This window comes from Pseudomonas sp. HLT2-19-2 (assembly GCF_054898005.1).
The window spans coordinates 2,960,000-2,979,667 of record NZ_CM142712.1 but is presented as its reverse complement, the minus strand read 5'-3'; the positions used below and the strand labels follow the sequence as shown (position 1 = coordinate 2,979,667).

21 protein-coding genes are annotated in these 19,668 nt (G+C 60.7%); 12 read left to right on the top strand and 9 right to left on the bottom strand.

The features are described 5' to 3' along the window. The first annotated feature begins 12 nt into the window (after positions 1-12). From ACYZTU_RS13870 to ACYZTU_RS13830, 9 genes are all read left to right on the top strand, one after another. Complete coding sequence (locus tag ACYZTU_RS13870; protein ID WP_461970912.1) at positions 13-339, top strand: c-type cytochrome; 327 nt, start codon at positions 13-15, stop codon at positions 337-339. After that, entirely contained in the window at positions 336-1,514 is a 1,179-nt protein-coding gene (locus ACYZTU_RS13865) for a cytochrome D1 domain-containing protein (RefSeq protein WP_461970910.1), read from the top strand. The genes ACYZTU_RS13870 and ACYZTU_RS13865 overlap by 4 nt, the downstream gene beginning before the upstream one ends. 1 nt (position 1,515) lies before the next feature. Beyond that, complete coding sequence (locus ACYZTU_RS13860; RefSeq protein ID WP_461970908.1) at positions 1,516-1,974, top strand: Lrp/AsnC family transcriptional regulator; 459 nt, start codon at positions 1,516-1,518, stop codon at positions 1,972-1,974. Further along, a complete protein-coding gene (gene ahbB / locus ACYZTU_RS13855; protein ID WP_461970906.1) occupies positions 1,971-2,486 on the top strand; it encodes a siroheme decarboxylase subunit beta in 516 nt (171 codons plus the stop codon). Before ACYZTU_RS13860 ends, ahbB (ACYZTU_RS13855) begins: the two co-directional genes overlap by 4 nt. Then, positions 2,479-2,922 (top strand): Lrp/AsnC family transcriptional regulator, encoded by a 444-nt coding sequence (locus tag ACYZTU_RS13850; protein WP_461970904.1) that lies wholly within the window; start codon positions 2,479-2,481, stop codon positions 2,920-2,922. Before ahbB (ACYZTU_RS13855) ends, ACYZTU_RS13850 begins: the two co-directional genes overlap by 8 nt. Further along, positions 2,897-3,400 (top strand): siroheme decarboxylase subunit beta, encoded by a 504-nt coding sequence (ahbB, locus tag ACYZTU_RS13845; protein WP_461970902.1) that lies wholly within the window; start codon positions 2,897-2,899, stop codon positions 3,398-3,400. Before ACYZTU_RS13850 ends, ahbB (ACYZTU_RS13845) begins: the two co-directional genes overlap by 26 nt. A 26-nt stretch (positions 3,401-3,426) precedes the next feature. Beyond that, the gene (gene nirJ / locus ACYZTU_RS13840) at positions 3,427-4,605 is read left to right on the top strand and encodes a heme d1 biosynthesis radical SAM protein NirJ (RefSeq protein ID WP_461970900.1); all 1,179 of its coding nucleotides are present in this window, start codon (positions 3,427-3,429) and stop codon (positions 4,603-4,605) included. 70 nt (positions 4,606-4,675) lie between these two features. Beyond that, the gene (cobA, locus tag ACYZTU_RS13835) at positions 4,676-5,515 is read left to right on the top strand and encodes a uroporphyrinogen-III C-methyltransferase (protein ID WP_461970898.1); all 840 of its coding nucleotides are present in this window, start codon (positions 4,676-4,678) and stop codon (positions 5,513-5,515) included. Beyond that, the gene (locus ACYZTU_RS13830) at positions 5,512-7,017 is read left to right on the top strand and encodes a cytochrome D1 domain-containing protein (protein ID WP_461970896.1); all 1,506 of its coding nucleotides are present in this window, start codon (positions 5,512-5,514) and stop codon (positions 7,015-7,017) included. Before cobA ends, ACYZTU_RS13830 begins: the two co-directional genes overlap by 4 nt. 95 nt (positions 7,018-7,112) lie before the next feature. Here ACYZTU_RS13830 and pepN read toward each other — a convergent pair whose 3' ends face one another. The 6 genes from pepN to ACYZTU_RS13800 are packed head-to-tail and all read right to left on the bottom strand — an operon-like array spanning position 7,113 to position 13,623. Continuing rightward, positions 7,113-9,770 (bottom strand): aminopeptidase N, encoded by a 2,658-nt coding sequence (gene pepN, locus ACYZTU_RS13825; protein ID WP_461970894.1) that lies wholly within the window; start codon positions 9,768-9,770, stop codon positions 7,113-7,115. Positions 9,771-9,780: 10 nt separating this feature from the next. Continuing rightward, positions 9,781-10,611, bottom strand: a complete 831-nt coding sequence (locus tag ACYZTU_RS13820) for a DUF2797 domain-containing protein (RefSeq protein WP_461970892.1) — start codon at positions 10,609-10,611, stop codon at positions 9,781-9,783. After that, on the bottom strand, positions 10,608-10,868 hold the full coding sequence (locus ACYZTU_RS13815) for a YeaC family protein (RefSeq protein ID WP_449644620.1): 261 nt from the start codon (positions 10,866-10,868) through the stop codon (positions 10,608-10,610). The genes ACYZTU_RS13820 and ACYZTU_RS13815 overlap by 4 nt, the downstream gene beginning before the upstream one ends. A 27-nt stretch (positions 10,869-10,895) precedes the next feature. Beyond that, positions 10,896-11,765 carry a rhomboid family intramembrane serine protease gene (locus ACYZTU_RS13810; protein WP_461970890.1) on the bottom strand — a complete coding sequence of 290 codons (870 nt, stop codon included), beginning with the start codon at positions 11,763-11,765 and terminating at the stop codon, positions 10,896-10,898. Then, entirely contained in the window at positions 11,762-12,736 is a 975-nt protein-coding gene (locus tag ACYZTU_RS13805; protein WP_461970888.1) for a metallophosphoesterase, read from the bottom strand. Before ACYZTU_RS13805 ends, ACYZTU_RS13810 begins: the two co-directional genes overlap by 4 nt. Continuing rightward, positions 12,733-13,623 (bottom strand): NAD(+) kinase, encoded by an 891-nt coding sequence (locus ACYZTU_RS13800; protein ID WP_010459816.1) that lies wholly within the window; start codon positions 13,621-13,623, stop codon positions 12,733-12,735. Before ACYZTU_RS13800 ends, ACYZTU_RS13805 begins: the two co-directional genes overlap by 4 nt. 107 nt (positions 13,624-13,730) lie before the next feature. Between ACYZTU_RS13800 and ACYZTU_RS13795 the strand changes: the two genes are divergently transcribed. Further along, the gene (locus tag ACYZTU_RS13795; protein WP_461970886.1) at positions 13,731-14,681 is read left to right on the top strand and encodes a DUF1853 family protein; all 951 of its coding nucleotides are present in this window, start codon (positions 13,731-13,733) and stop codon (positions 14,679-14,681) included. A 134-nt stretch (positions 14,682-14,815) separates the two neighbouring features. Here the strand turns inward: ACYZTU_RS13795 and ACYZTU_RS13790 are convergent, their stop codons facing one another. Continuing rightward, complete coding sequence (locus ACYZTU_RS13790) at positions 14,816-15,376, bottom strand: NADPH-dependent FMN reductase (RefSeq protein ID WP_449644616.1); 561 nt, start codon at positions 15,374-15,376, stop codon at positions 14,816-14,818. 176 nt (positions 15,377-15,552) lie between these two features. On the opposite strand from ACYZTU_RS13790, the gene ACYZTU_RS13785 reads away from it, so the two are divergent. Together ACYZTU_RS13785 and ACYZTU_RS13780 are read left to right on the top strand one after the other, a co-directional pair. Continuing rightward, complete coding sequence (locus ACYZTU_RS13785) at positions 15,553-15,813, top strand: hypothetical protein (protein ID WP_449644615.1); 261 nt, start codon at positions 15,553-15,555, stop codon at positions 15,811-15,813. An 88-nt stretch (positions 15,814-15,901) separates the two neighbouring features. After that, positions 15,902-16,795, top strand: a complete 894-nt coding sequence (locus ACYZTU_RS13780) for a LysR family transcriptional regulator (RefSeq protein WP_461970884.1) — start codon at positions 15,902-15,904, stop codon at positions 16,793-16,795. Here the strand turns inward: ACYZTU_RS13780 and ACYZTU_RS13775 are convergent. After that, positions 16,761-17,375, bottom strand: coding sequence for a GNAT family N-acetyltransferase (locus ACYZTU_RS13775; RefSeq protein WP_461970882.1), 615 nt, complete (start codon positions 17,373-17,375; stop codon positions 16,761-16,763). The genes ACYZTU_RS13780 and ACYZTU_RS13775 overlap by 35 nt on opposite strands. A gap of 14 nt (positions 17,376-17,389) precedes the next feature. Continuing rightward, positions 17,390-19,645 carry an Orn/Lys/Arg family decarboxylase gene (locus ACYZTU_RS13770; protein WP_461970880.1) on the bottom strand — a complete coding sequence of 752 codons (2,256 nt, stop codon included), beginning with the start codon at positions 19,643-19,645 and terminating at the stop codon, positions 17,390-17,392. Between the last annotated feature and the right edge of the window lie 23 nt (positions 19,646-19,668).

Genomic DNA, 19,668 nt, shown 5'->3' with positions numbered 1-19,668 from the left:
CTGGAGGGCGTCATGATGGTTTATCGACACGCTGTGATTCTGGCGGCCCTCCTCCTCATTTGCGCAACCGCGGTTGCGGCGCCGGACGCCCAGCGTCAGGCACAACTCGAACACTTGCTGACCCAGGACTGCGGCGCCTGCCATGGGCTGCACCTGACCGGCGGACTGGGTCCCGAACTGACGCGCGCAGCGCTGGCCGGCAAGTCCAGGGACAGCCTGATTGCCACCGTCACCCAAGGTCGGCCCGGCACCGCGATGCCCGGTTGGGCCCCGTTGCTCAGCCCCGGCGACATCCGGGGGCTGGTCGATCTTCTTCTCCAGGGATATCCCGCACCATGATCCGTTCAATCCTGCTGTCAGCGGCGACCGGGCTGTTGTTGTCCGCTTGCGTTCAGCCACCGTTGCGAGGCACCGGCGATCTGGGCGTGGTGGTGGAGCGCGCCACCGGTAGCGTTCAGATCATCGAAAGCGACACCCACACCGCGCTCGCCCGGCTCGAAGGTTTCGGCGACCTGTCCCATGCCTCGGTGGTGTTCGCGCGCGACCAGCGCTATGCCTATGTGTTCGGACGCGACGGCGGGTTGAGCAAAATCGATTTGCTGACCCGGCGTATCGACCATCGTGTGATCCAGGGCGGCAACAGCATTGGCGGCGCCATCAGTCAGGACGGCAAGTTGATCGCGGTCTCCAACTACGTGCCCGGGGGGGTCAAGGTGTTCGATGCCGAAACCCTGCAGCTGGTGGCCGATATTCCGGCCACGCCCCTGACCGATGGCAGCAAGCGCTCCCGGGTGGTCGGCCTGGTCGACGCGCCCGGGCAACGTTTTGTCTTCAGCCTGTTCGATACCGGCGAGATCTGGACCGCCGATTTCAGTCAGGGCAGCACACCACAAATCAGCCGCTTCACCGGCATCGGCCAGCAACCCTACGACGCCCTGATTACCCCCGATGGGCGCTACTACATGGCCGGCTTGTTCGGTGAAGACGGCATGGCCCAACTCGACCTCTGGCATCCAGAGCGCGGTGTGCAGCGGGTGCTCGGCGATTACGGACGCGGCCAGGCGAAACTGCCCGTCTACAAGATGCCGCACCTGGAAGGCTGGGCCGTTGCCGATAATCAGGCCTTCGTCCCCGCCGTTGGCCGTCATCAAGTGTTGGTGATGGATTCACGCACCTGGCAGCAGACCGCTGTGATCCCGGTCGCCGGTCAACCGGTGTTCGTCACGTCGCGCCCGGACGGTCGGCAGCTATGGGTCAATTTCGCCTACCCGGACAATGATCGGGTTCAGGTCATCGACACCGAAACCTACGCTGTGGTCGCGGATCTGAAGCCGGGGCCGGCGGTGCTGCACATGGAATTCACCGCACGCGGTGACCAACTGTGGCTGTCGTTACGCGACGGCGATCAGGTTCAAGTCTGGGATCCGTACCGCCTGAAGCTGCTGAGCACCCTGCCCGCCAACGCGCCGAGCGGCATCTTCTTCAGCAGTCGCGCGCAGAAAATGGGGTATTGAAATGAACCTTGAGCTGCTCAGTCGCCAACTTATCGACCGCTTCCAGCACGGCATGCCGCTGTGCCCGGCACCGTACAAGGAGATGGCGCGGATTCTCGGTTGCCGCGAATCGCAAGTCATGGCCTGCCTGGAAGAAATGGATCAGGCCGGCACCCTTTCACGGATCGGCCCGGTGTTCGAACACAGTCGCGCCGGGGCCAGCACCCTCGCAGCCCTCGCCGTGCCCGCCGAACGCCTGCTACAGGTTGCCGATCGCGTCAGTCAGTACCCCGAGGTCAATCACAACTACGCACGGGAGCATTTCTACAACCTGTGGTTTGTGTTGACCGGCCCTGATCGCCAACACATCGACCGTGTGCTCAAAGAGTTGGAGAACGATACCGGCCTCATGCCGCTGGACCTGCCGATGTTGACCGCCTACCGCATCGACCTGGGCTTTGCCCTGGGAGAACACTCATGACAACTGGATTGAACCCCAAACAAACGCTGGCGCTGCGCCGGCACCTCGAAGGCGGGTTGCCGCTGGTATCGCGCCCGTATCAGGCCCTCGCCGAACGGATAAACACTGACGAAGCCCGGGTGCTTGAACAAATGCGTCAGTGGAGCGAGCAAGGGCTGTTTCGTCGCGTTGGCCTGGTGCTGCACCATCGCGCGCTGGGCTTTACCGCCAACGCCATGCTGGTGCTGGATATTCCCAATGCGCTGATCGACGAAGTCGGCCAGCGCCTGGGGCAAGAGCCCGGCATTAACCTTTGCTATCAGCGGCCCCGACGCTTGCCGCAGTGGCGCTACAACCTGTTTTGCATGGTGCACGGGCGTCAACGTGATGAGGTTGAAGCGCAGATCCACGCGTTGCTGGAGGACCATCTGCTGAGCGACCTGCCCCATCAACTGCTGTTCAGCACCCAAGTCTTCAAGCAGTGCGGCGGACGCTTTGCGCCCTCGCGAACAGGCGCACCGACCCATGGATGACCTCGACCGTCGTCTGATCAGCCGCTTGCAATTGGGCCTACCGCTGGTGCGCCACCCCTGGCAGGCATTGGCTGTCGAACTGGAGAGCAGCAGCACTGAACTGCTCGACCGACTGCATGCCTTGCTCGATGACGGCGTGCTCACACGCTTCGGCCCGATGTTCGACATCGAACGGCTGGGCGGTGCCTTCACCCTCGCCGCACTGGCGGTGCCGGAAGAACGTTTCGACGACGTCGCCGAGCAACTGCATGCCATGCCGGAAGTGGCGCACAACTACCGACGCGAACACGCCTGGAACATGTGGTTCGTGCTCGGCTGCGCAACCGAACACGCCATCGCCGAGACGCTGCAGCGCATCGAAACCCTGACCGGCCTGCCGCTGCTCAATCTACCCAAAGAGGAGACCTACCATGTCGGTCTGTATTTCCCGGTCTGAAGACACCCTCGCCCAGCGGCTGATCGCGTTGACCCAGACCGGTCTGCCACTGCTGGACGACCCGTGGGCGTGGCTCGCCGAACAGCTGGAACTGAGTATCGAATCCACCCTGGATCTGCTTAAGCGATTGCAGGCCGAGGGCGCGATTCGGCGTATCGCCGCCGTGCCCAACCACTACCGATTGGGCTATCGCCACAACGGCATGACGGTCTGGGATGTGTGCGACACCGACATGCCGCGCCTCGGTGCGCTGATCGGCGCGCAACCCTTCGTCAGCCACTGTTATCGCCGCCCGCGCCGAACCGACTGGCGTTACAACCTGTTCGCCATGGTTCATGGCCGCAGCAGCGATGAAATCAACAGCTACCGCGAGCACCTGCGCTACTTGCTGGGCGACGCCTGTGCCGCCGACGAGATGCTGGTGAGCAGCCGCATCCTGAAAAAAACCGGCTTGCGCTTGCCGCCCGCGTCGCGCTGAACACACCCTGACTCAAGGAGAGTTGCATGTTGAGGATCAGCCAATACCTGCGTGCGCTGGCCGGCCACGCGCCTGCGCCCAGAACCAGTCCACCGGGCAGTAACCGACCGCCGGTGGTGATATGGAACCTGCTCAGACGCTGCAACCTGACCTGCAAACATTGCTACGCCACCTCCGCCGACAGCGTCTTTCGCGACGAACTGGATACGGCCGCCGCGCTGACTGTGATCGACGACCTGCACGATGCCGGGGTGAAGGTATTGATCCTTTCGGGTGGCGAACCGCTGCTGCGCGAGGATCTGTTTGTGCTCAGTGCCTACGCCCGAGCCAAGGGTTTCTTTGTGGCCTTGTCCACCAACGGCACGCTGATTAATGAGCAGAACATCGCGCAGATCAGCGCGGCGAATTTCGACTACGTCGGGATCAGCATCGATGGCCTGGAAGCCACCCATGACGCCTTCCGCCAACTCAAGGGCAGCTTCGCCCGTTCCATGCGGGCGATCCGGCTCTGTCGCGAACAGGGCATCCGCGTCGGCCTGCGCACCACCCTGACCCAGGAGAACCATCCGCAGCTGCCTCAGTTACTGACGCTGATGCGCGAGTACGACGTGCAAAAGTTTTACCTGTCGCACCTCAACTACAGCGGTCGCGGCAAACGCAGTCGCAAACTCGACGCGCAACAGCAGATGAGCCGCGAGGCCATGACACTGATCTTCGAACACGCCTGGAACGACATCCAACAGGGCTGCGACAGCGATTTTGTCAGCGGCAACAACGATGCCGACGCCATTCTCCTGCTGCAATGGGCCGGCCTTCGTCTTCCCGAGCATTACCCCCAGCTGGAAAACATGCTCCGCGCCTGGGGCGGCAACGCGTCCGGCAGCGGCATTGCCAATATCGACAACACCGGCGAAGTGCACCCGGACACCTACTGGTGGCAGCACTCGGTGGGCAATGTCCGGCGCACACCCTTCCGCACGCTGTGGCTGGACCAGCCGGATGCCCTGCTGTTGCGCCTGCGTGAGCATCCCCGCGCCGTCGGCGGCCGCTGCGCGCAATGCCGCTGGTTGCACATCTGCAACGGCAATACCCGCACACGCGCCTGGGCCGAGGGTGATCTGTGGGGCCAGGACCCCGGCTGCCACCTCAGCGATGAAGAAATCGGTATGCCGCCGTCAACGACCATTCCTTGCATCACCCACTGAATAGCCCGTCCGGCCACCCACCTGACAGAGGCTGGGGCCGGCCAACCTGATGAAGCACCAAGGACGTCCCATGCCTCCATCGATTGCTATACCGGCCACTCTTCAGTCCCCGTTCAGACCGGGCGAAGTTGCCCTGGTCGGCGCTGGCCCCGGCGATCCACGCCTGCTGACCCTGCGTGCCTGGAGCCTGTTGATGCAGGCCGACGCCGTGGTCTATGACCGGCTGATCAGCCCCGAGCTGCTGACGTTGATCCCCCTCACCTGCGCCCGGCATTACGTCGGCAAGGCCAGCGGCTGCCACAGCCTGCCCCAGCAACAGATCAACGAACTGCTTGCCGACCTCGCCGATCAAGGGCAGCGCGTGGTCCGGCTCAAGGGCGGCGACCCGTTTATCTTTGGCCGTGGCGCCGAGGAACTGGAGTACCTGCTACAACGCGGTGTTGACTGCCAGGTCGTGCCGGGCATTACCGCCGCTTCCGGCTGCAGCGCTTACGCGGGCATACCGTTGACCCACCGCGACCTGGTCAATTCCTGCCGATTCATTACCGGCCATTTGCAACGTGATGGTGAGTTATCACTGCCCTGGAGCAGCCTCGCCGACAGTAGCCAGACGTTGGTGTTTTACATGGGGTTGTCGAACCTGGGAATCATCGCTCAACGCTTGATCGAAGCCGGGATGTCGGCTGATACACCGGCGGCGCTGATCAGCAACGGCACGCGTCCCGACCAGCACGTCGCCCGTGGCAAGCTGCACCAATTGCCGACCCTTGCGCTGGATTGTCCACCGGGCATTCCGACACTGACGGTGATCGGCACAGTGGTCGATCTGTTTGCCGCAGAACAACTGGAATACCCGGCGCGGCTTTACCCGGCTCAAGCACTGCAACGCCACGCCAAGGTGGCGATATGAGGCGCAGGGTCCTTGCCCAGGTGTTATGGGTCAGTGTGGCCCATGCTGGCGCAGCGGTTCCACTCTCGGGCGCGGCACTTGAACAGGCCGCGCAAAACTATCAGCAGCATTGTCAGAGCTGTCACGGCATTAACCGTCTCGGCGGTGCGGGGCCGGCGTTGTTGCCGGAGAGTCTCAGCCGAATCAAACCGGATGAAATTCGCCGCGTGATTCAGAACGGCCGCCCCGCGAGCCAGATGGCCGGCTATGCCAACGTGTTCAGCCCCGCGCAGATCGACGCGCTGGTGGACTACCTTCAACAACCGCCCGCCACCCCGCCCACCTGGAGCAATGACGACATTCTCGGCAGTCACTCGATACTCGCGGATCTCAGCAAACTACCCGCCACGCCCCAGCATGGCGCCGACCCGCTGAACCTGTTCGTGGTGGTGGAAGCCGGCGACCATCACATCGACATCCTCGACGGTGACCGCTTTGAGGTGCTGGCGCGGTTTGCGTCGCACTTTGCCGTGCATGGCGGGCCAAAATTCTCGCCGGACGGGCGCTTCGTCTACTTCGCCTCCCGTGACGGCTGGATCAGCCTGTATGACTTGCACAACCTGAAACTGATCGCCGAGGTCCGCGCTGGGCTCAATACCCGCAACCTAGCGGTAAGCAAGGATGGACGCTGGGTGCTGGTGGGCAACTATTTGCCCGGCAACCTGGTGGTGCTCGATGCCCGCGATCTGTCGCTGGTCAAAACCATTCCCACGATCGGTCAGGACGGCACCGCGTCACGGGTCAGCGCGGTCTACTCCGCCCCGCCGCGCGAAAGCTTTATCGTGGCGCTCAAGGACGTGAAGGAAGTCTGGGAACTGTCCTGGGCCGGCACACCGGATTTCCAACCACGACGGATCCCTGCCGGGGATGTTCTCGACGATTTCTCCTTTTCACCGGACTACAGACAGCTGTTGGCCACCTCGCGCAAGGCCCAGGGCGGTCAGGTGATCGACCTCGACAGCGGCAAGGTAGTCACCGACATCCCGCTGCCGGGGATGCCGCATTTGGGGTCGGGGACCTATTGGAAACGTAACGGTGAGTGGGTGTTCGCCACGCCGAACATCAGCAAGGGGTTAATCTCGGTCATCGACTTCAAGACCTGGAAACTGATCAAGGAAATTCCGACCCTGGGGCCGGGTTTCTTCATGCGCAGTCACGTCAACTCACGGTATGCCTGGACCGACGTGTTCTTCGGGCCCGACAACGATGCGATCCACCTGATCGACAAACAGACCCTGGAGATCGCCCATACCTTGCGCCCGATGCCTGGCAAGACCGCCGCTCACGTCGAGTTCACTCGCGACGGTCGTTACCTGCTGCTGAGCATCTGGGCCACCGACGGTGCACTGATCGTTTACGACAGCAACACCCTCAAGGAGATCAAACGCATCCCGATGAACAAACCTTCTGGCAAGTACAACGTTGGCAACAAGATCGAGTTTGCCGAAGGTACTTCGCATTAGGCGTTGTGCCCTAGCGCTTGGGTCGACAGCGGGATATCGCGAGCAAGCTCGCTCTCACAGGAATCCAAGTGCCCCCTGTGAGAGCGAAACCAAACTCAGGCCAGGCTTTTGCTGACCACTTCAAACACATCGCTCGACAGCTGACCCGAAGCACGAATCCGCTCCAGCTCACCTTTCATCAACGCCTGACGCGCATCGTCATACTTGCGCCAGCGAGTCAGCGGCGCCAATTGGCGAGAGGCAATCTGCGGATTAAACCCGTTCAACTCGATCACCAGATCCGCCAGGAACCGATACCCGGACCCGTCAGCCGCATGGAAGTTGATCAGGTTCTGCCCGGCAAACGCACCGACCAGTGCCCGCACCTTATTCGGGTTCTTGATGTTGAACGCCGGATGCTGCATCAACGCCTTGACCCGCTCCAGACCACCGGGCAACACACTGCCCGCCTGAACACTGAACCACTGATCCATGACCAGCGGGTTGTCCTTGAAGTGCTCGGCAAAACTCGCCAGTGCAGTAGCCTTCTCTTCGTCGAACGACGAATTCACCAGCACCGCCAACGCCGTCAGGCGCTCGGTCATGTTGTCGCTCGTTTCGAATTGCTCCAGCGTCGCCGCCAACACTTCCGGTTTACCGCTGAGCATCAGGTACGACAGCGCGATATTCTGCAACGCGCGACGAGCGAAGTGTTCGGCCTCGGCCACATACGGGGTTTTCTTCGAGAGATCGCGATTGGCTTGATAACGCAGCCACAGCGCTTCGAACAATCCCTCAGCCAATTGTTTACGAGCAAACTCGCGAGCGATGTGGATGGCGTCAACGTCAGCCACGTCGCTAATCTCGGTCAGATACGCCTCGCCCGGCAGCGAGAGCATTTCCGCGACCATGGCCTGGTCCAGCGTCTGGTCAGACAGCACGGTGCGCAAGGCAGAAATCAAGCGCTGATCGAGCACCAGTTTTTCGCCCTTCTGCTGTTGGGCGATCAACTCTTGCAGGACCTGCACCGACAGTTGCTGGCCAGCATCCCAACGGTTGAAGCCGTCGCTGTCGTGCTGCATCAGGAACATCAGCTGATCGCGGTTGTAGGGGAAGCTCAGTTTCACCGGCGCCGAGAAGCCACGCAGCAACGAAGGCAATGGTGGTTCAGCGATGTCGATGAAGGTGAACGTCTGCTCGGCTTCAGTCACCGAAATAACCCGTGAGGTGCCCTGAGCGTTGGCTTCACCGGAAAGACGCAACGCAATGGGCGCGCCTTTCGAGTCAAGCAGGCCCAACTCAACCGGAATCACGAATGGCAGCTTTTCAACCTTGTCCGGGGTGGCCGGGCAGCTTTGACGGAAGGTCAGGCTGTAGGTTTTCGCCGCTGCGTCGTAGGACTCGCTGACCGCCAAGCGCGGTGTGCCGGCCTGGCTGTACCAGCGTTTAAACTGGGTCAAGTCGACACCGTTGGCCTCTTCCATGGCCTTGATGAAGTCGTCACAGGTCACGGCTTGGCCGTCATGGCGCTCGAAGTACAGGTCGCTGCCTTTACGGAAGCCTTCGGCGCCGAGCAAGGTGTGGATCATGCCGACCACTTCCGAACCCTTTTCGTACACGGTCAGGGTGTAGAAGTTGGAAATCTCGATGAAGCTGTCCGGGCGCACAGCGTGGGCCATGGGACCTGCGTCTTCGGCGAACTGGTGGGTCCGCAGGTACGCCACGTCCTGGATGCGTTTGACGGTGGCCGAGTTCATGTCGGCGGAGAAACCGGAATCGCGGAACACGGTGAAGCCTTCCTTGAGCGACAACTGAAACCAGTCGCGGCAGGTCACGCGGTTGCCCGACCAGTTATGGAAGTACTCGTGCGCAACGATCGCCTCGACCCGCTGGTGCGCGGCGTCGGTGGCGGTTTCGGCGCGGGCCAGCACGGCGCTGGAGTTGAAGATGTTGAGGCCCTTGTTCTCCATGGCGCCCATGTTGAAGTCGTTGACCGCGACAATCATAAAGATGTCCAGGTCGTACTCGCGACCGTAGACCTCTTCGTCCCAGCGCATGGACTTCTTCAGACTGTTCATGGCGTGCTGGCACTTGTCGATGTTTTCCGGCTCAACATAAATGCGCAGCGCCACGGAGCGATCAGTCATGGTGGTGAAGGTGTCTTCGACGCACCACAAATCACCGGCCACCAGCGCGAACAGGTAGGCAGGTTTCTTGAACGGATCTTCCCAGGTCGCCCAGTGCCGGCCGTCTTCGCCGGGACCTGAGGCAATCGGGTTGCCGTTGGACAGCAGCACTGGATAGCTGTGCTGCTCGGCGACGACCGTGGTGGTGAACGTGCTCATCACGTCCGGACGGTCGAGGTAATAGGTGATCTTGCGGAAGCCTTCAGCCTCGCACTGGGTGCAGAACATCGTGCCGGATTTGTACAGGCCTTCCAGCGCGGTGTTGGTTTCCGGGTGGATCTTGACGCTGGTGTCGACCGTGAAGGTGGTGCTGGTCGGGTGCAGGGTCAGATGGTTGTCCGTCAACTGATAGTCGGTGGCGGTCAACTCGCTGTCGGCCAGGGTGACCGACAGCAATTCAAGCTGCTGGCCATCCAGCACCAGTGGCGGCAGGCCCGGGCCACGTTCAGGATTGCGGCGCATCACCAGTTGCGCATGGACCAGGCTGTGGTCCTCGAACAACTCGAAGGTCAGGTGCGTCTCGTCGATCAGGTACTCAGGCGCCTGATAGTCTTTCAGGTAGATCATCTTCGGTTGTTCGGTGCGCATGCTGGAGTCCTTACTGATGCACGGCGAGCTGATAGGCCGTGTATTTACGAATGTTGATCACGCCGGTGTCGAAGATCAGGTATTGACCCTTGATCCCTAGCAGCGTGCCTTCGGCAATCGGGTTCTTGTCCAGGTTGAAGCTGACTATCTTCGCCGGGTATTGCTCGATCGGATAGCGGATCTCGAGCGTTTCTACATCGGCAATAGTCTGGATTGCCTGTAGGCCAAATCGTTCCTGCAAACCTTGCAGACCTTCGGCGCAGCTGTCGAACAGCTGATCGCGAACCTCGGCCAGATTCACCGACACCGCGTCGCCCTTGAGTAAAGCACGCCAGTTGGTTTTGTCTGCCACCTGACTGCGGAACAGATCTTCGACGAAGCCCGATTGCTGACGGGTCGAAACGCGCATGATCGGCAACGCCTGACGGGCGCCCTGATCGATCCAACGGGTAGGCAGTTGAGTGGCGCGGGTAATCCCGACCTTCACCCCCGAAGAGTTGGACAAATACACGATGTGATCGGTCATGCAGAACTTCTCGCCCCACTCCGGCTCTCGGCAGGTGCCAGCCTCATAGTGGCAGCGCTCCGGACTCATGATGCAGAGGTCGCACTGGGCCAGTTTGGTCATGCACGGGTAGCAATAACCCTGGCTGAAACTGGTTTTAGTCTTGCGTCCGCAATGGGAGCAGTGAATCGCCCCCAGGTATTCCAGACGCACCGTGGTGCCGATCAATGGATTGACCGGGACCTCGACGTCATCCAGACGAAACGCGTACTGCACGTTCGACCCGTCAAGGCGCGCCGACATTTTGCTGATTGCACCGCGGCCAATCTCGATCAATGGACGGCATCCGACTTGAACAGGATGTTCGGCACGGTGATCGACTTGGAACCGCACTCCTGCACGCCCATGTAACCGGTGCGCTGGTCTTCGGGCAGGTTCTGGATTTCCCAGGCGATCATCGCTTGCAGCGACAGTTCGCGTTGTTCGGCGGTGAGTTTGCCACCGTCGGACCATTTACCGATTTCCACCGCCAGTTTCAGGCTCTGGTAGATATCGGGTGTAATGTTTTGGATCATTTCGTTAAAAGAGGACATCAAGGGCTCCGCGCTTACATCACTAATTTAGGCGGCCAGTTTACGGCGGTTGTACAAACCGCCCAACAAACCGGTCAAGCATCCGACGAGCAACCCACCGACGTGGGCCGCATTGGCAATTTCACCAAAGCCGATCATCGAGACCAGCCCGGACAAGCACAGCAGCAGCCACACCAGCATCATCACCAGCACGCCGCGCGGCAGGCGATAAGCCAGGTTCGGCGACAACAGCTGGAAAATCCAGCAATGCCCGAGCAAGCCATACAGCACGCCGGACAACCCGCCGAACAAGGTCGGACCGCTGAAATAATACTGGGCGTAGTTGGAAACCAGGCTGAAGAGCAAGGTCAGGCCGATCAGGTTGATGCTGCCCTGACGCGACTCGATGCGTCGTCCCAGTTCCCAGTACCACATGCCGTTCATGGCCAGGTGCAGGATGCCGAAGTGAATCAGCATCGGCGTCACCAGACGCCACCACTGCCCCGACGCCAGGCTGTCGGCCAATGGCACAAAGTGGATGTATTCGCCGACAATGCGGAAATCGAGGAAGGTCAGCCAACGCATCGTGTCGAGGTTTTCGCCCAGCAGCGTCACCGCGCCGACGAGCAGGCTCAGCAGCAACATGAGCGCTGTCGCCTTGGCGTGGCGCAGTTGCTCGACGAAACTTGGGCGCTTCACGGTTTTCGCCACCGGAATGTCCAGCTGTTGATCGGGATCACCGGCCGGGAAGCGTTCGTACAACGAGCGCACGTCTTCGCTGATGTTGGCCGGCACCCACAGCACCTGCTCACCCGCCTCTTCGCTGACCCGATGCGGCACCTGCATGCGCTGCAACAGTTTGACGAACCCGCTCAAGTCCGCCGCCAGCGGCAGACGTAAAACGGCAACGGCACTCATCGCAGCACCTCCGGCCGCTCGACATCGACCCAGACAAATTTGTGCGGGTCGAGACGGGTTTCCTGGTCCAGACGGTAGGCGACCAGTTTGCCGTAGAGCACGGCGCTGTAATCCAGACAGGCCAGGTTCGGCCGGATCGGCACCGGTTTGCCACTGCGCCAGTAGTGGCCGACGAACAACAAAGGCTCATCGATGCCATAGCGCAGCAAGGTGTTTTTTTCGATAGACGAGAGCGGGGTCAGGGCCACGGGTTCGGGCAAGGCGTCAGGCTGGAACACAATGTCTCCGTAGGTTTGCGGGTCGTCTTCCCAGAACTTGGTGCGGAAAAAAGAACGCGTCAGGCCATCGCCGCTGGTCATGGTCTGACCATGAGGCAAGCGCATGTCGGTGCCGCGCAGCAAGCGATCGAACACGGTACAGGCGAAACTGCCCGGCACCGCGGAGGTCTGGAGGAAGTGCTCGTCGACGCAACCGTTGGGGAACAGTGCCCGTAGCGGTTCGATCAGTCCCGAGTCCCAGCAGGCATGCACCACCCGGAAACGCCCGGCATCGACGAACAATGGCATCTCATAGAACCATTGCAGGAAGTCATGCCAGTCAGCCGGATGGTCTTCGAACTGGGTCAGGGTTTCGTTCAGCAAGCGGGCATGGCGCGGGGTGTGTTCACGCACGAACTGCTTGCCGCTGCCCGGAGGCGCCGGTGTGCTCCAGCCGAGGGCGTTGAATTCATGGTTACCCATGATGCACAGCGCCTGGCCGGCTTCGACCATGTCGTGAACGATGTGCAGCGCTTCGCGAATCCGCGGTCCGCGGTCGATGATGTCACCGACGAACACCGCCATGCGCGACGGATGCCGCCAGACGCCACCGTGTTGGTGATAACCGAGCCGGTCGAGCAAGTGCTCAAGGGTCAGAGCGCAACCGTGCACGTCACCGATCAGGTCGTAGCTACGCGCGGGATCGAGCATCAATCGCCTCCACCACCCAACCGACTGCCCCAGCCGAGCTTGGTCCGGCAGACTTCATAATAGTTGTGGTCGAGGGGGTGAATCAGCCGCAGCTTCTGGGCCTTCTTGCTGATAGTGATGGTGTCACCCGGCGCGCAGGTGAAGTGGTTCTGCCCGTCACAGGAGACTTGCGGGTAGATCTGCATATCTTTGGACACGACGATTTTCAGCTCACTGTTGCCATCGACCACGATCGGCCTACCCGACAAGGTATGGGGGTACATCGGCACAATCACAATAGCGTCGAGTTTGGGATGCATGATCGGCCCGCCCGCCGACAGCGCGTAGGCCGTCGAACCGGTGGGCGTGGCGACGATCAGGCCGTCGGCCTTCTGGCTGCAGACGAACTGGCCGTCGATGTACAGCTCGAACTCGATCATCCGCGTCGATTTGCCGGGGTGCAGCACCACATCGTTCAGCGCATCGCCCTGGCCAATGGCCTCGGCGTGGCGGCGGACTTCGGCTTGCAGCAGAAAGCGGTTCTCGACCAGATAGTGGCCGTCGAGCACTTCGGCGACTTTGACTTCCAGCTCATCGGGGCGAATATCGGTCAGGAAGCCCAGGCTGCCACGGTTGATGCCAAGCACCGGAATATTGTGGCGGGCCAGCGCGCGGGCGGCGCCCAACAGACTGCCGTCACCACCGACCACAATCACCATGTCACACACTTCGCCGAGCATCTTGCGCGACGAGGTTTGCAAGCCATGACCCGGCAGCACTTCGGCGATGGTGTCTTCGAGGATCACGTGCAGGTGACGATCGAGCAGAAACCGTTTCAGTCGGCGGACGGTATCCAGCACCTGAGAACTGCCCAGGCGACCGATGATGCCGATATTGCGAAATTGCTCCATGGGGTTCCTGCGCGGCGGCGAAAAACACGATTATGGGCGAAAGCGCGGGATAGACAAAATCCTTTCAGCCACAAGGATGTACTCATGTTTAGGGCTATGCTCGCAATATGATCCTATTTCCAGATTTGCTGCAGTTGCCCCACCAGTTGCGCCACCCGGAAGTGCGCGATCTGGCGTGGGTCATCCTCGCTCCGCCGATGCTCGGGGAAACCTCGTGGCCGCAACGTCATCCACTGGCCGGAAGCGACTGGGTGCAGGCGCCGGAGCGACTGGAGCAATGGCTCAGGCAACTCGATCGCGACAGTTATGACTTGTTGCACTGGATGGCGCAGGCCAGAACCCGGCGATTGGGCTTGTACTACGAACGCCTCTGGCAATACGCCGTGCGGCACGCGCCGGGTATCGACCTGATTGCTGCCAACATGCCGATCCGCCGCGAAGGCCACACGCTGGGCGAGCTGGACATGCTGCTGCGCGATCGCGACGGCGTGCATCATCTGGAACTGGCGATCAAACTTTACCTTGGCCCGCAAAATGGCGACGGACACGACACCGCCCAGTGGCTCGGCCCCGGCTGCCACGATCGGCTGGACCGCAAACTGGCCCACCTGACTCAGCATCAGTTGCCGATTTCAGCGCGCCCGGAGAGTCGCGAAGTGTTGGCGGCGCTGGATATCCAGCAGTTCAGCGCGCATTTGTGGCTGGGGGGCTATTTGCTGTATCCGTGGCCGGGACCGGCCGAGCCACCGAACGGCGCACATCCACAGCATTTGCGCGGTAGCTGGTTGCATCAGAAGGACTGGACAGACTTTGTCGTGCAGCGTCCATTCGGTCGCTGGCAACCCCTGCCCCGCCACGCCTGGCTGGCACCCGCGCACTATCCGGTGGAGCAGACTTGGAACACTGAGCAGCTGAATGCCTGGCTCAGCGATCTGGAGCCACTGGCGCCTGCGCAGTTGCTGGTACGACTCACAGAAAACGCCAAGGGCGATTGGGAAGAAGCCGAGCGGCTGTTTCTGGTGGCGGATCTTTGGCCTAACGTTCCTGGCAGTGGCTGAGTTTTGTAGCGTCTGGGCTGGCCTCTTCGCGAGCAAGCCCGCTCTCACACTGGATCTCCTTTTGGCGAAGATCCCTGTGGGAGCGAGCTTGCTCGCGATAGGGATCTGTGGCCGGCTCCATGGCTAAATGAGCGTCATAGCTTCTTATGTTGCTCGACCCACTTACCATAAGCATCGATGAATTTTTGCAAAAACGGTCTGACCGTCTCGGACAGCTTGCCCGCTTCGTCGAACGCCGAGCCGGCACCGTTCAAGTAAGCTTCCGGCTGCTGCATGCACGGCACATCCAGAAACACCATGGACTGGCGCAGGTGATGGTTGGCACCAAAACCGCCGACAGCGCCCGGCGAAGCACTGATTACCGCTCCAGGCTTACCGCTCCAGGCACTCTTGCCATAGGGACGCGAACCCACATCGATCGCATTCTTCATCGGCGCTGGCACCGAACGGTTGTATTCGGGGGTCACGAACAGCACTGCGTCGGATGAACTGACTTGTTGCCGGAAAGTGCTGTAGGCTGCCGGCGGTGAAGCACCATCGATGTCTTCGTTGTAGAGCGGCAGATCGCCGATTTCGACGATAGTAAGCTTGAGATTGGCAGGCGCCAGGTCAGCCAGGGCCAGCGCCACCTTGCGATTGATCGATTCCTTTCTCAAGCTGCCGACCAGTACGGCGATCGTATAGACGTTGCTCATGGAAGATTCTCGACTGTCCGATGGAAAGAGCTTGTAGTTATAGATGACGATTCAACCAGTGGGCGACTGAAAACGCCGCCCCTGACTATTTTTTTTCCTGTAGGAAAACTTACCTCGCCCAACCACGGTCTACAGAGCCGCATATTAAGTGATTTATCTTCAGAGGTTCTAAGCAGATGGCAGCAGTACTTGTCGGTCAGTTCCATGCAAGAGACGCGGAAGGCCGTGTCTATTCCGTGCATGAGTTCCAGGAATCCACCCCGTCGGCAGACGGCCTTGCTGGCTCGGTGCCTGTCACCACCTACAAACTGGCCATTGGCGATCGCGTCAAAAAGCTCGATGACAACCAGTTTTTGTTGGTGCAATCGGACGTCACGATCGTTCGCGAACCCGATACCTATGTCGGAAGCTTGCCGGAAACCACCGTCGCCTCATAACCCCGTGTTATGAGCAGAAGTCATATGCGCGCACTTGGGTTAGGATTCAGCCACTGACTCCCTCACCTGCTGAACATGGACTTCACGCATGCGTTTACGTCATATCGAAGTGATCCAGGCGCTCTTGCAGACCGGTCACCTGGGCACCGCGGCCGAGTGGCTGCAGCTGCCTGTGGCCGAAGTAGAAGGCATTCTTCGCGACGCCGAGGATCAGTTGGGTTTCATGCTGTTTTCCAGCGTGCGAGGACGCCTGCAGGCCACGCGCGAGGCGCGGGAGTTGCAAGTTCAGATCGCCCACGTCTATGAAGCGCTTGAGCCGGTCCAGCGCCTTGCCAACAGCCTCAAGCAATATCAGGCTCCGCCCTTGCGGATCATCTGCACGCCGCCCCTGGCACAGCAGTTATTGCCCCAGAGCATTGCCGCCCTGCGCCGACGTCTCCCTGACGCGCCTTGCACGCTCCTGAGTCAACCCACCCGCGAAATCGTCAGAAGCCTGCTGCTGCGCGAAAGCGATCTGGGCCTGAGCTTGCATGATCCCGATCACGCCGACATTCATTGCCAGGTGATTGCCCAAGGCAAACTTCAGCTGCTGGCACCTCACGGCTGGTTGCAACCCAAACAAAAGTACATCTCGCTGCAGGACCTGGCCGGCCAATCAATGGTTGGCCTGGAGGGTCATGATCCGCTGAGTCCGACACTTGAAAACAAACTGCATGCCCTGCGCCCTGCCCCGGTCATTCAGACCCGCGTACAGACTCACCAGATGATGCGCAGCATGGTCGAGGCCGGTGAAGGCCTGGCCATCGTCGACCCTTTCACCGCCCTCGGCGCCAAATCGGCAGGGCTGGATGCCTGCCCGCTGGCGCCTGCTGTTCCGATCAGCCTTTACGCCTTGACCCTCAAGAACGGTGAGCCTTCACCGACGGTTCAGGCCTTACTGGGCATCATCACGGAACAAGCCGTGGCGATGTTGGCGATCTAGGTAGGGTTTCCAGCGGGTTATCGAACAATCGATACCAGAACAGCGCCACTTCGGCGGTGTTCGGATCGATTCCTCGATAGCGCAGATGATCGATTCCGCCCATGACGTAACCAATCCGCTCATAAAGCCGGCAGGCCCCCAGGTTGTTGTTCTGGGTTTCTAGCATGATGCCCGGCAGTTTCTTTTTGCGGCTCCAGAACTGCGCTACATCCAGCAACGCCTTGGCCACGCCATGGCGCCGCGCTGGCGCATGCACCGCCAACTCGTCGATATGGGCAAAGCCGTTCCAGTTGGTGCTGACCACCAGGTGACCCACGGGCTCATCATCGAGATAAGCCATGAAAATCGCGCTGTCCACGGCATCGCGGAAGCTGCTGAACTCTTCAGGGTCGATGCCGTAGCACTTGCGATAGGGTGTGATCGGTGTCACCGGCCACTGCTCCACCGTTTTGCCGATTTCGGCTGCGCCGTAGGCCGCGACTTCAAAACTGAAATCACTGCCCCAGATGTAAGCGGCGAAGCCGTCGTCGGCAACGCGCACCGACAGCCCTGGATATTTCGGATTCATGAGTGGTTGCATACTGGGAAAGGTCCTCATTCCTTGATGCAATCGACGGTGTAATGCCGTCCATTGCCCTCGTCTTCGTGTTGCAAGCCGTGCACATCAGCGACAAACCCCGGGAAACTGCTATCGAACGTGCGGGCGAATGCCAGGTAATCGATTATCGAGCGTGTCGACTCGGTAAAACGCTCGCCGGGCATGATCAACGGGATCCCCGGCGGGTACGGCACCAGCATCACCGCGGCGATCCGCCCATCCAGCGCATCGATCGACACCGCTTCAACTTCGCCACGCACCAATTGATCATAGGCGTCAGAGGGCTTCATGGCGATTTCCGGCAGCACCGTGTACATGCGTTTGAGGTGTTTGGCCGTGGCATTGCTGCGGTAGCAGGCGTGCAATTGATCGCACAGATCACGCAAACCCATGCCCCGATAGCGCGCGACATTCTCTTGTGCCACGCACGGCAGGCACGTCGCGAGGCTGACGTTGGCGTCGTAGCTGCGCTTGAATTCCAGCAACTCGGTCAGCAGCGTGCTCCATTTACCCTTGGTGATGCCCATGGAGAACAGCACCAGGAATGAATACAGCCCGGTCTTTTCAACAACCAGCCCACGCTCCCAAAGGAATTTGCTGACCACCGCTGCCGGAATCCCGCGCTCGCTGAGAGCGCCGCCAGCCGTCAGGCCCGGCATCACCAAAGTGACCTTGATCGGATCGAGCAGCACATAGTCGTCGGTCACGCCGCCAAAGCCGTGCCAGTCGGCGTCGGGTTGCAGCAGCCAGTCTTGCGTGACAACCCGGTCGATGCCTTCCACCGACGGCGGCTGCCAGATGGAAAACCACCAGTCGTCAGCGGCGATGTGTTGGCGCAGATTGGCCAGCGCCCGGCGGAAACTCAGCGCTTCGTCGAACATTTCCTGCAACAGCGAACGCCCGGCCGGCCCTTCCATCATGGCCGAAGCCACGTCCAGCGAAGCGATGATGCTGTACTGCGGCGAAGTGGAGATGTGCATCATGAACGCTTCATTGAAGCGATCCCGATCCAGTTGCCGCGCGCCGCCGTCCTGGACGTGAATCATCGACGCCTGGCTGAACGCCGCCAGCAGTTTGTGGGTGGAATGGGTGCTGAACACCAACGGGCCGTCTTCACTGCGGGAAGTGCCCATGCCATAACGCCCGGCGAAGAATTCGTGAAACGCCGCGTAGGCGTACCAGGCTTCATCGAAGTGCAAGACCTCGACGCTGTTGCCCAGTTGCTGCTTGATCAGCTCAGCGTTGTAGCAGAGGCCGTCGTACGTCGAATTGGTCACCACCGCCAGCTTGACCTTGGGCGCACGGCCCTTGGTCAGCGGGCTGGCGTCGATTTTGGCCTGAATCGATTCGCGGCTGAATTCGCTCAACGGAATCGGGCCGATGATCCCCAGTTCATTGCGCTCCGGGCATAGGTACAGCGGGATGGCGCCAGTCATGATGATCGAATGCAGCACCGACTTGTGGCAGTTGCGGTCCACCAGCACCAAGTCATCGCGAGCGACCATCGAATGCCAGACGATTTTGTTGGCGGTCGAGGTGCCATTGATCACGAAAAACGTGTGATCGGCACCGAAGTTGCGAGCAGCGCGGGCCTCCGCTTCTGCCAGCGGACCAGTGTGATCGAGCAAGGATCCGAGTTCCGGCACCGACACCGACAAATCCGAACGCAGCGTATTTTCCCCGAAGAACTGGTGAAACGCCTGACCCACTGGGCTCTTGTGGTACGCCACGCCGCCGCCATGACCGGGTGTGTGCCAGGAATAATTGGAGTCGGCAGTGTGCTGCACCAGCGCTTTGAAAAACGGCGGCAGCAGACCATCCAGGTATTTGCGCGCGGCTCGGGCCACCTGGCGGGCCAGGAATGGCACGGTGTCTTCGAACAGATAAAGAATGCCGCGCAGTTGATTGAGTTCAGCCATGGCGTCGGCGGGAGCATTCTCCAGGGTCACCTGCTCACCCAGAGCGAAGATCGGCAAGTCAGGCGCACGAACTCGCGCCAGGCCGATCAGCTCGGCCATGTTGTGTAACAGATGAGAGTGTGTGCTGGCGTCTTCGGCCGCAATCAACATGCAGGAAAGACCGTGATGGGTCGAGGCGACCAGGCGCCCTTCGGTGTAATCCACCGCCGAGACAATGCTGAAGCCTTCCTGCTCCAGTTCCCGGGCGATGCCACGCACGCGGTCACCGGCGACGGTGTCGGCCTTGATGTCGCGATGGACGATCAGGACCGGGAATTTCAGATCTTTATACATGGGGCTCAGTGTCCTGAGGCGGC

Excerpts from the sequence above, each read along its gene's own strand:
- ACYZTU_RS13870 (WP_461970912.1), top strand. The coding sequence starts at position 13 with ATGATGGTTTATCGACACGCTGTGATTCTGGCGGCCCTCCTCCTCATT.
- ACYZTU_RS13865 (WP_461970910.1), top strand. The coding sequence starts at position 336 with ATGATCCGTTCAATCCTGCTGTCAGCGGCGACCGGGCTGTTGTTGTCC.
- ACYZTU_RS13860 (WP_461970908.1), top strand. The coding sequence starts at position 1,516 with ATGAACCTTGAGCTGCTCAGTCGCCAACTTATCGACCGCTTCCAGCAC.
- ahbB (WP_461970906.1), top strand. The coding sequence starts at position 1,971 with ATGACAACTGGATTGAACCCCAAACAAACGCTGGCGCTGCGCCGGCAC.
- ACYZTU_RS13850 (WP_461970904.1), top strand. The coding sequence starts at position 2,479 with ATGGATGACCTCGACCGTCGTCTGATCAGCCGCTTGCAATTGGGCCTA.
- ahbB (WP_461970902.1), top strand. The coding sequence starts at position 2,897 with ATGTCGGTCTGTATTTCCCGGTCTGAAGACACCCTCGCCCAGCGGCTG.
- nirJ (WP_461970900.1), top strand. The coding sequence starts at position 3,427 with ATGTTGAGGATCAGCCAATACCTGCGTGCGCTGGCCGGCCACGCGCCT.
- cobA (WP_461970898.1), top strand. The coding sequence starts at position 4,676 with ATGCCTCCATCGATTGCTATACCGGCCACTCTTCAGTCCCCGTTCAGA.
- ACYZTU_RS13830 (WP_461970896.1), top strand. The coding sequence starts at position 5,512 with ATGAGGCGCAGGGTCCTTGCCCAGGTGTTATGGGTCAGTGTGGCCCAT.
- pepN (WP_461970894.1), bottom strand. The coding sequence starts at position 9,770 with ATGCGCACCGAACAACCGAAGATGATCTACCTGAAAGACTATCAGGCG.
- ACYZTU_RS13815 (WP_449644620.1), bottom strand. The coding sequence starts at position 10,868 with ATGTCCTCTTTTAACGAAATGATCCAAAACATTACACCCGATATCTAC.
- ACYZTU_RS13810 (WP_461970890.1), bottom strand. The coding sequence starts at position 11,765 with ATGAGTGCCGTTGCCGTTTTACGTCTGCCGCTGGCGGCGGACTTGAGC.
- ACYZTU_RS13800 (WP_010459816.1), bottom strand. The coding sequence starts at position 13,623 with ATGGAGCAATTTCGCAATATCGGCATCATCGGTCGCCTGGGCAGTTCT.
- ACYZTU_RS13795 (WP_461970886.1), top strand. The coding sequence starts at position 13,731 with ATGATCCTATTTCCAGATTTGCTGCAGTTGCCCCACCAGTTGCGCCAC.
- ACYZTU_RS13790 (WP_449644616.1), bottom strand. The coding sequence starts at position 15,376 with ATGAGCAACGTCTATACGATCGCCGTACTGGTCGGCAGCTTGAGAAAG.
- ACYZTU_RS13785 (WP_449644615.1), top strand. The coding sequence starts at position 15,553 with ATGGCAGCAGTACTTGTCGGTCAGTTCCATGCAAGAGACGCGGAAGGC.
- ACYZTU_RS13780 (WP_461970884.1), top strand. The coding sequence starts at position 15,902 with ATGCGTTTACGTCATATCGAAGTGATCCAGGCGCTCTTGCAGACCGGT.
- ACYZTU_RS13775 (WP_461970882.1), bottom strand. The coding sequence starts at position 17,375 with ATGCAACCACTCATGAATCCGAAATATCCAGGGCTGTCGGTGCGCGTT.
- ACYZTU_RS13770 (WP_461970880.1), bottom strand. The coding sequence starts at position 19,645 with ATGTATAAAGATCTGAAATTCCCGGTCCTGATCGTCCATCGCGACATC.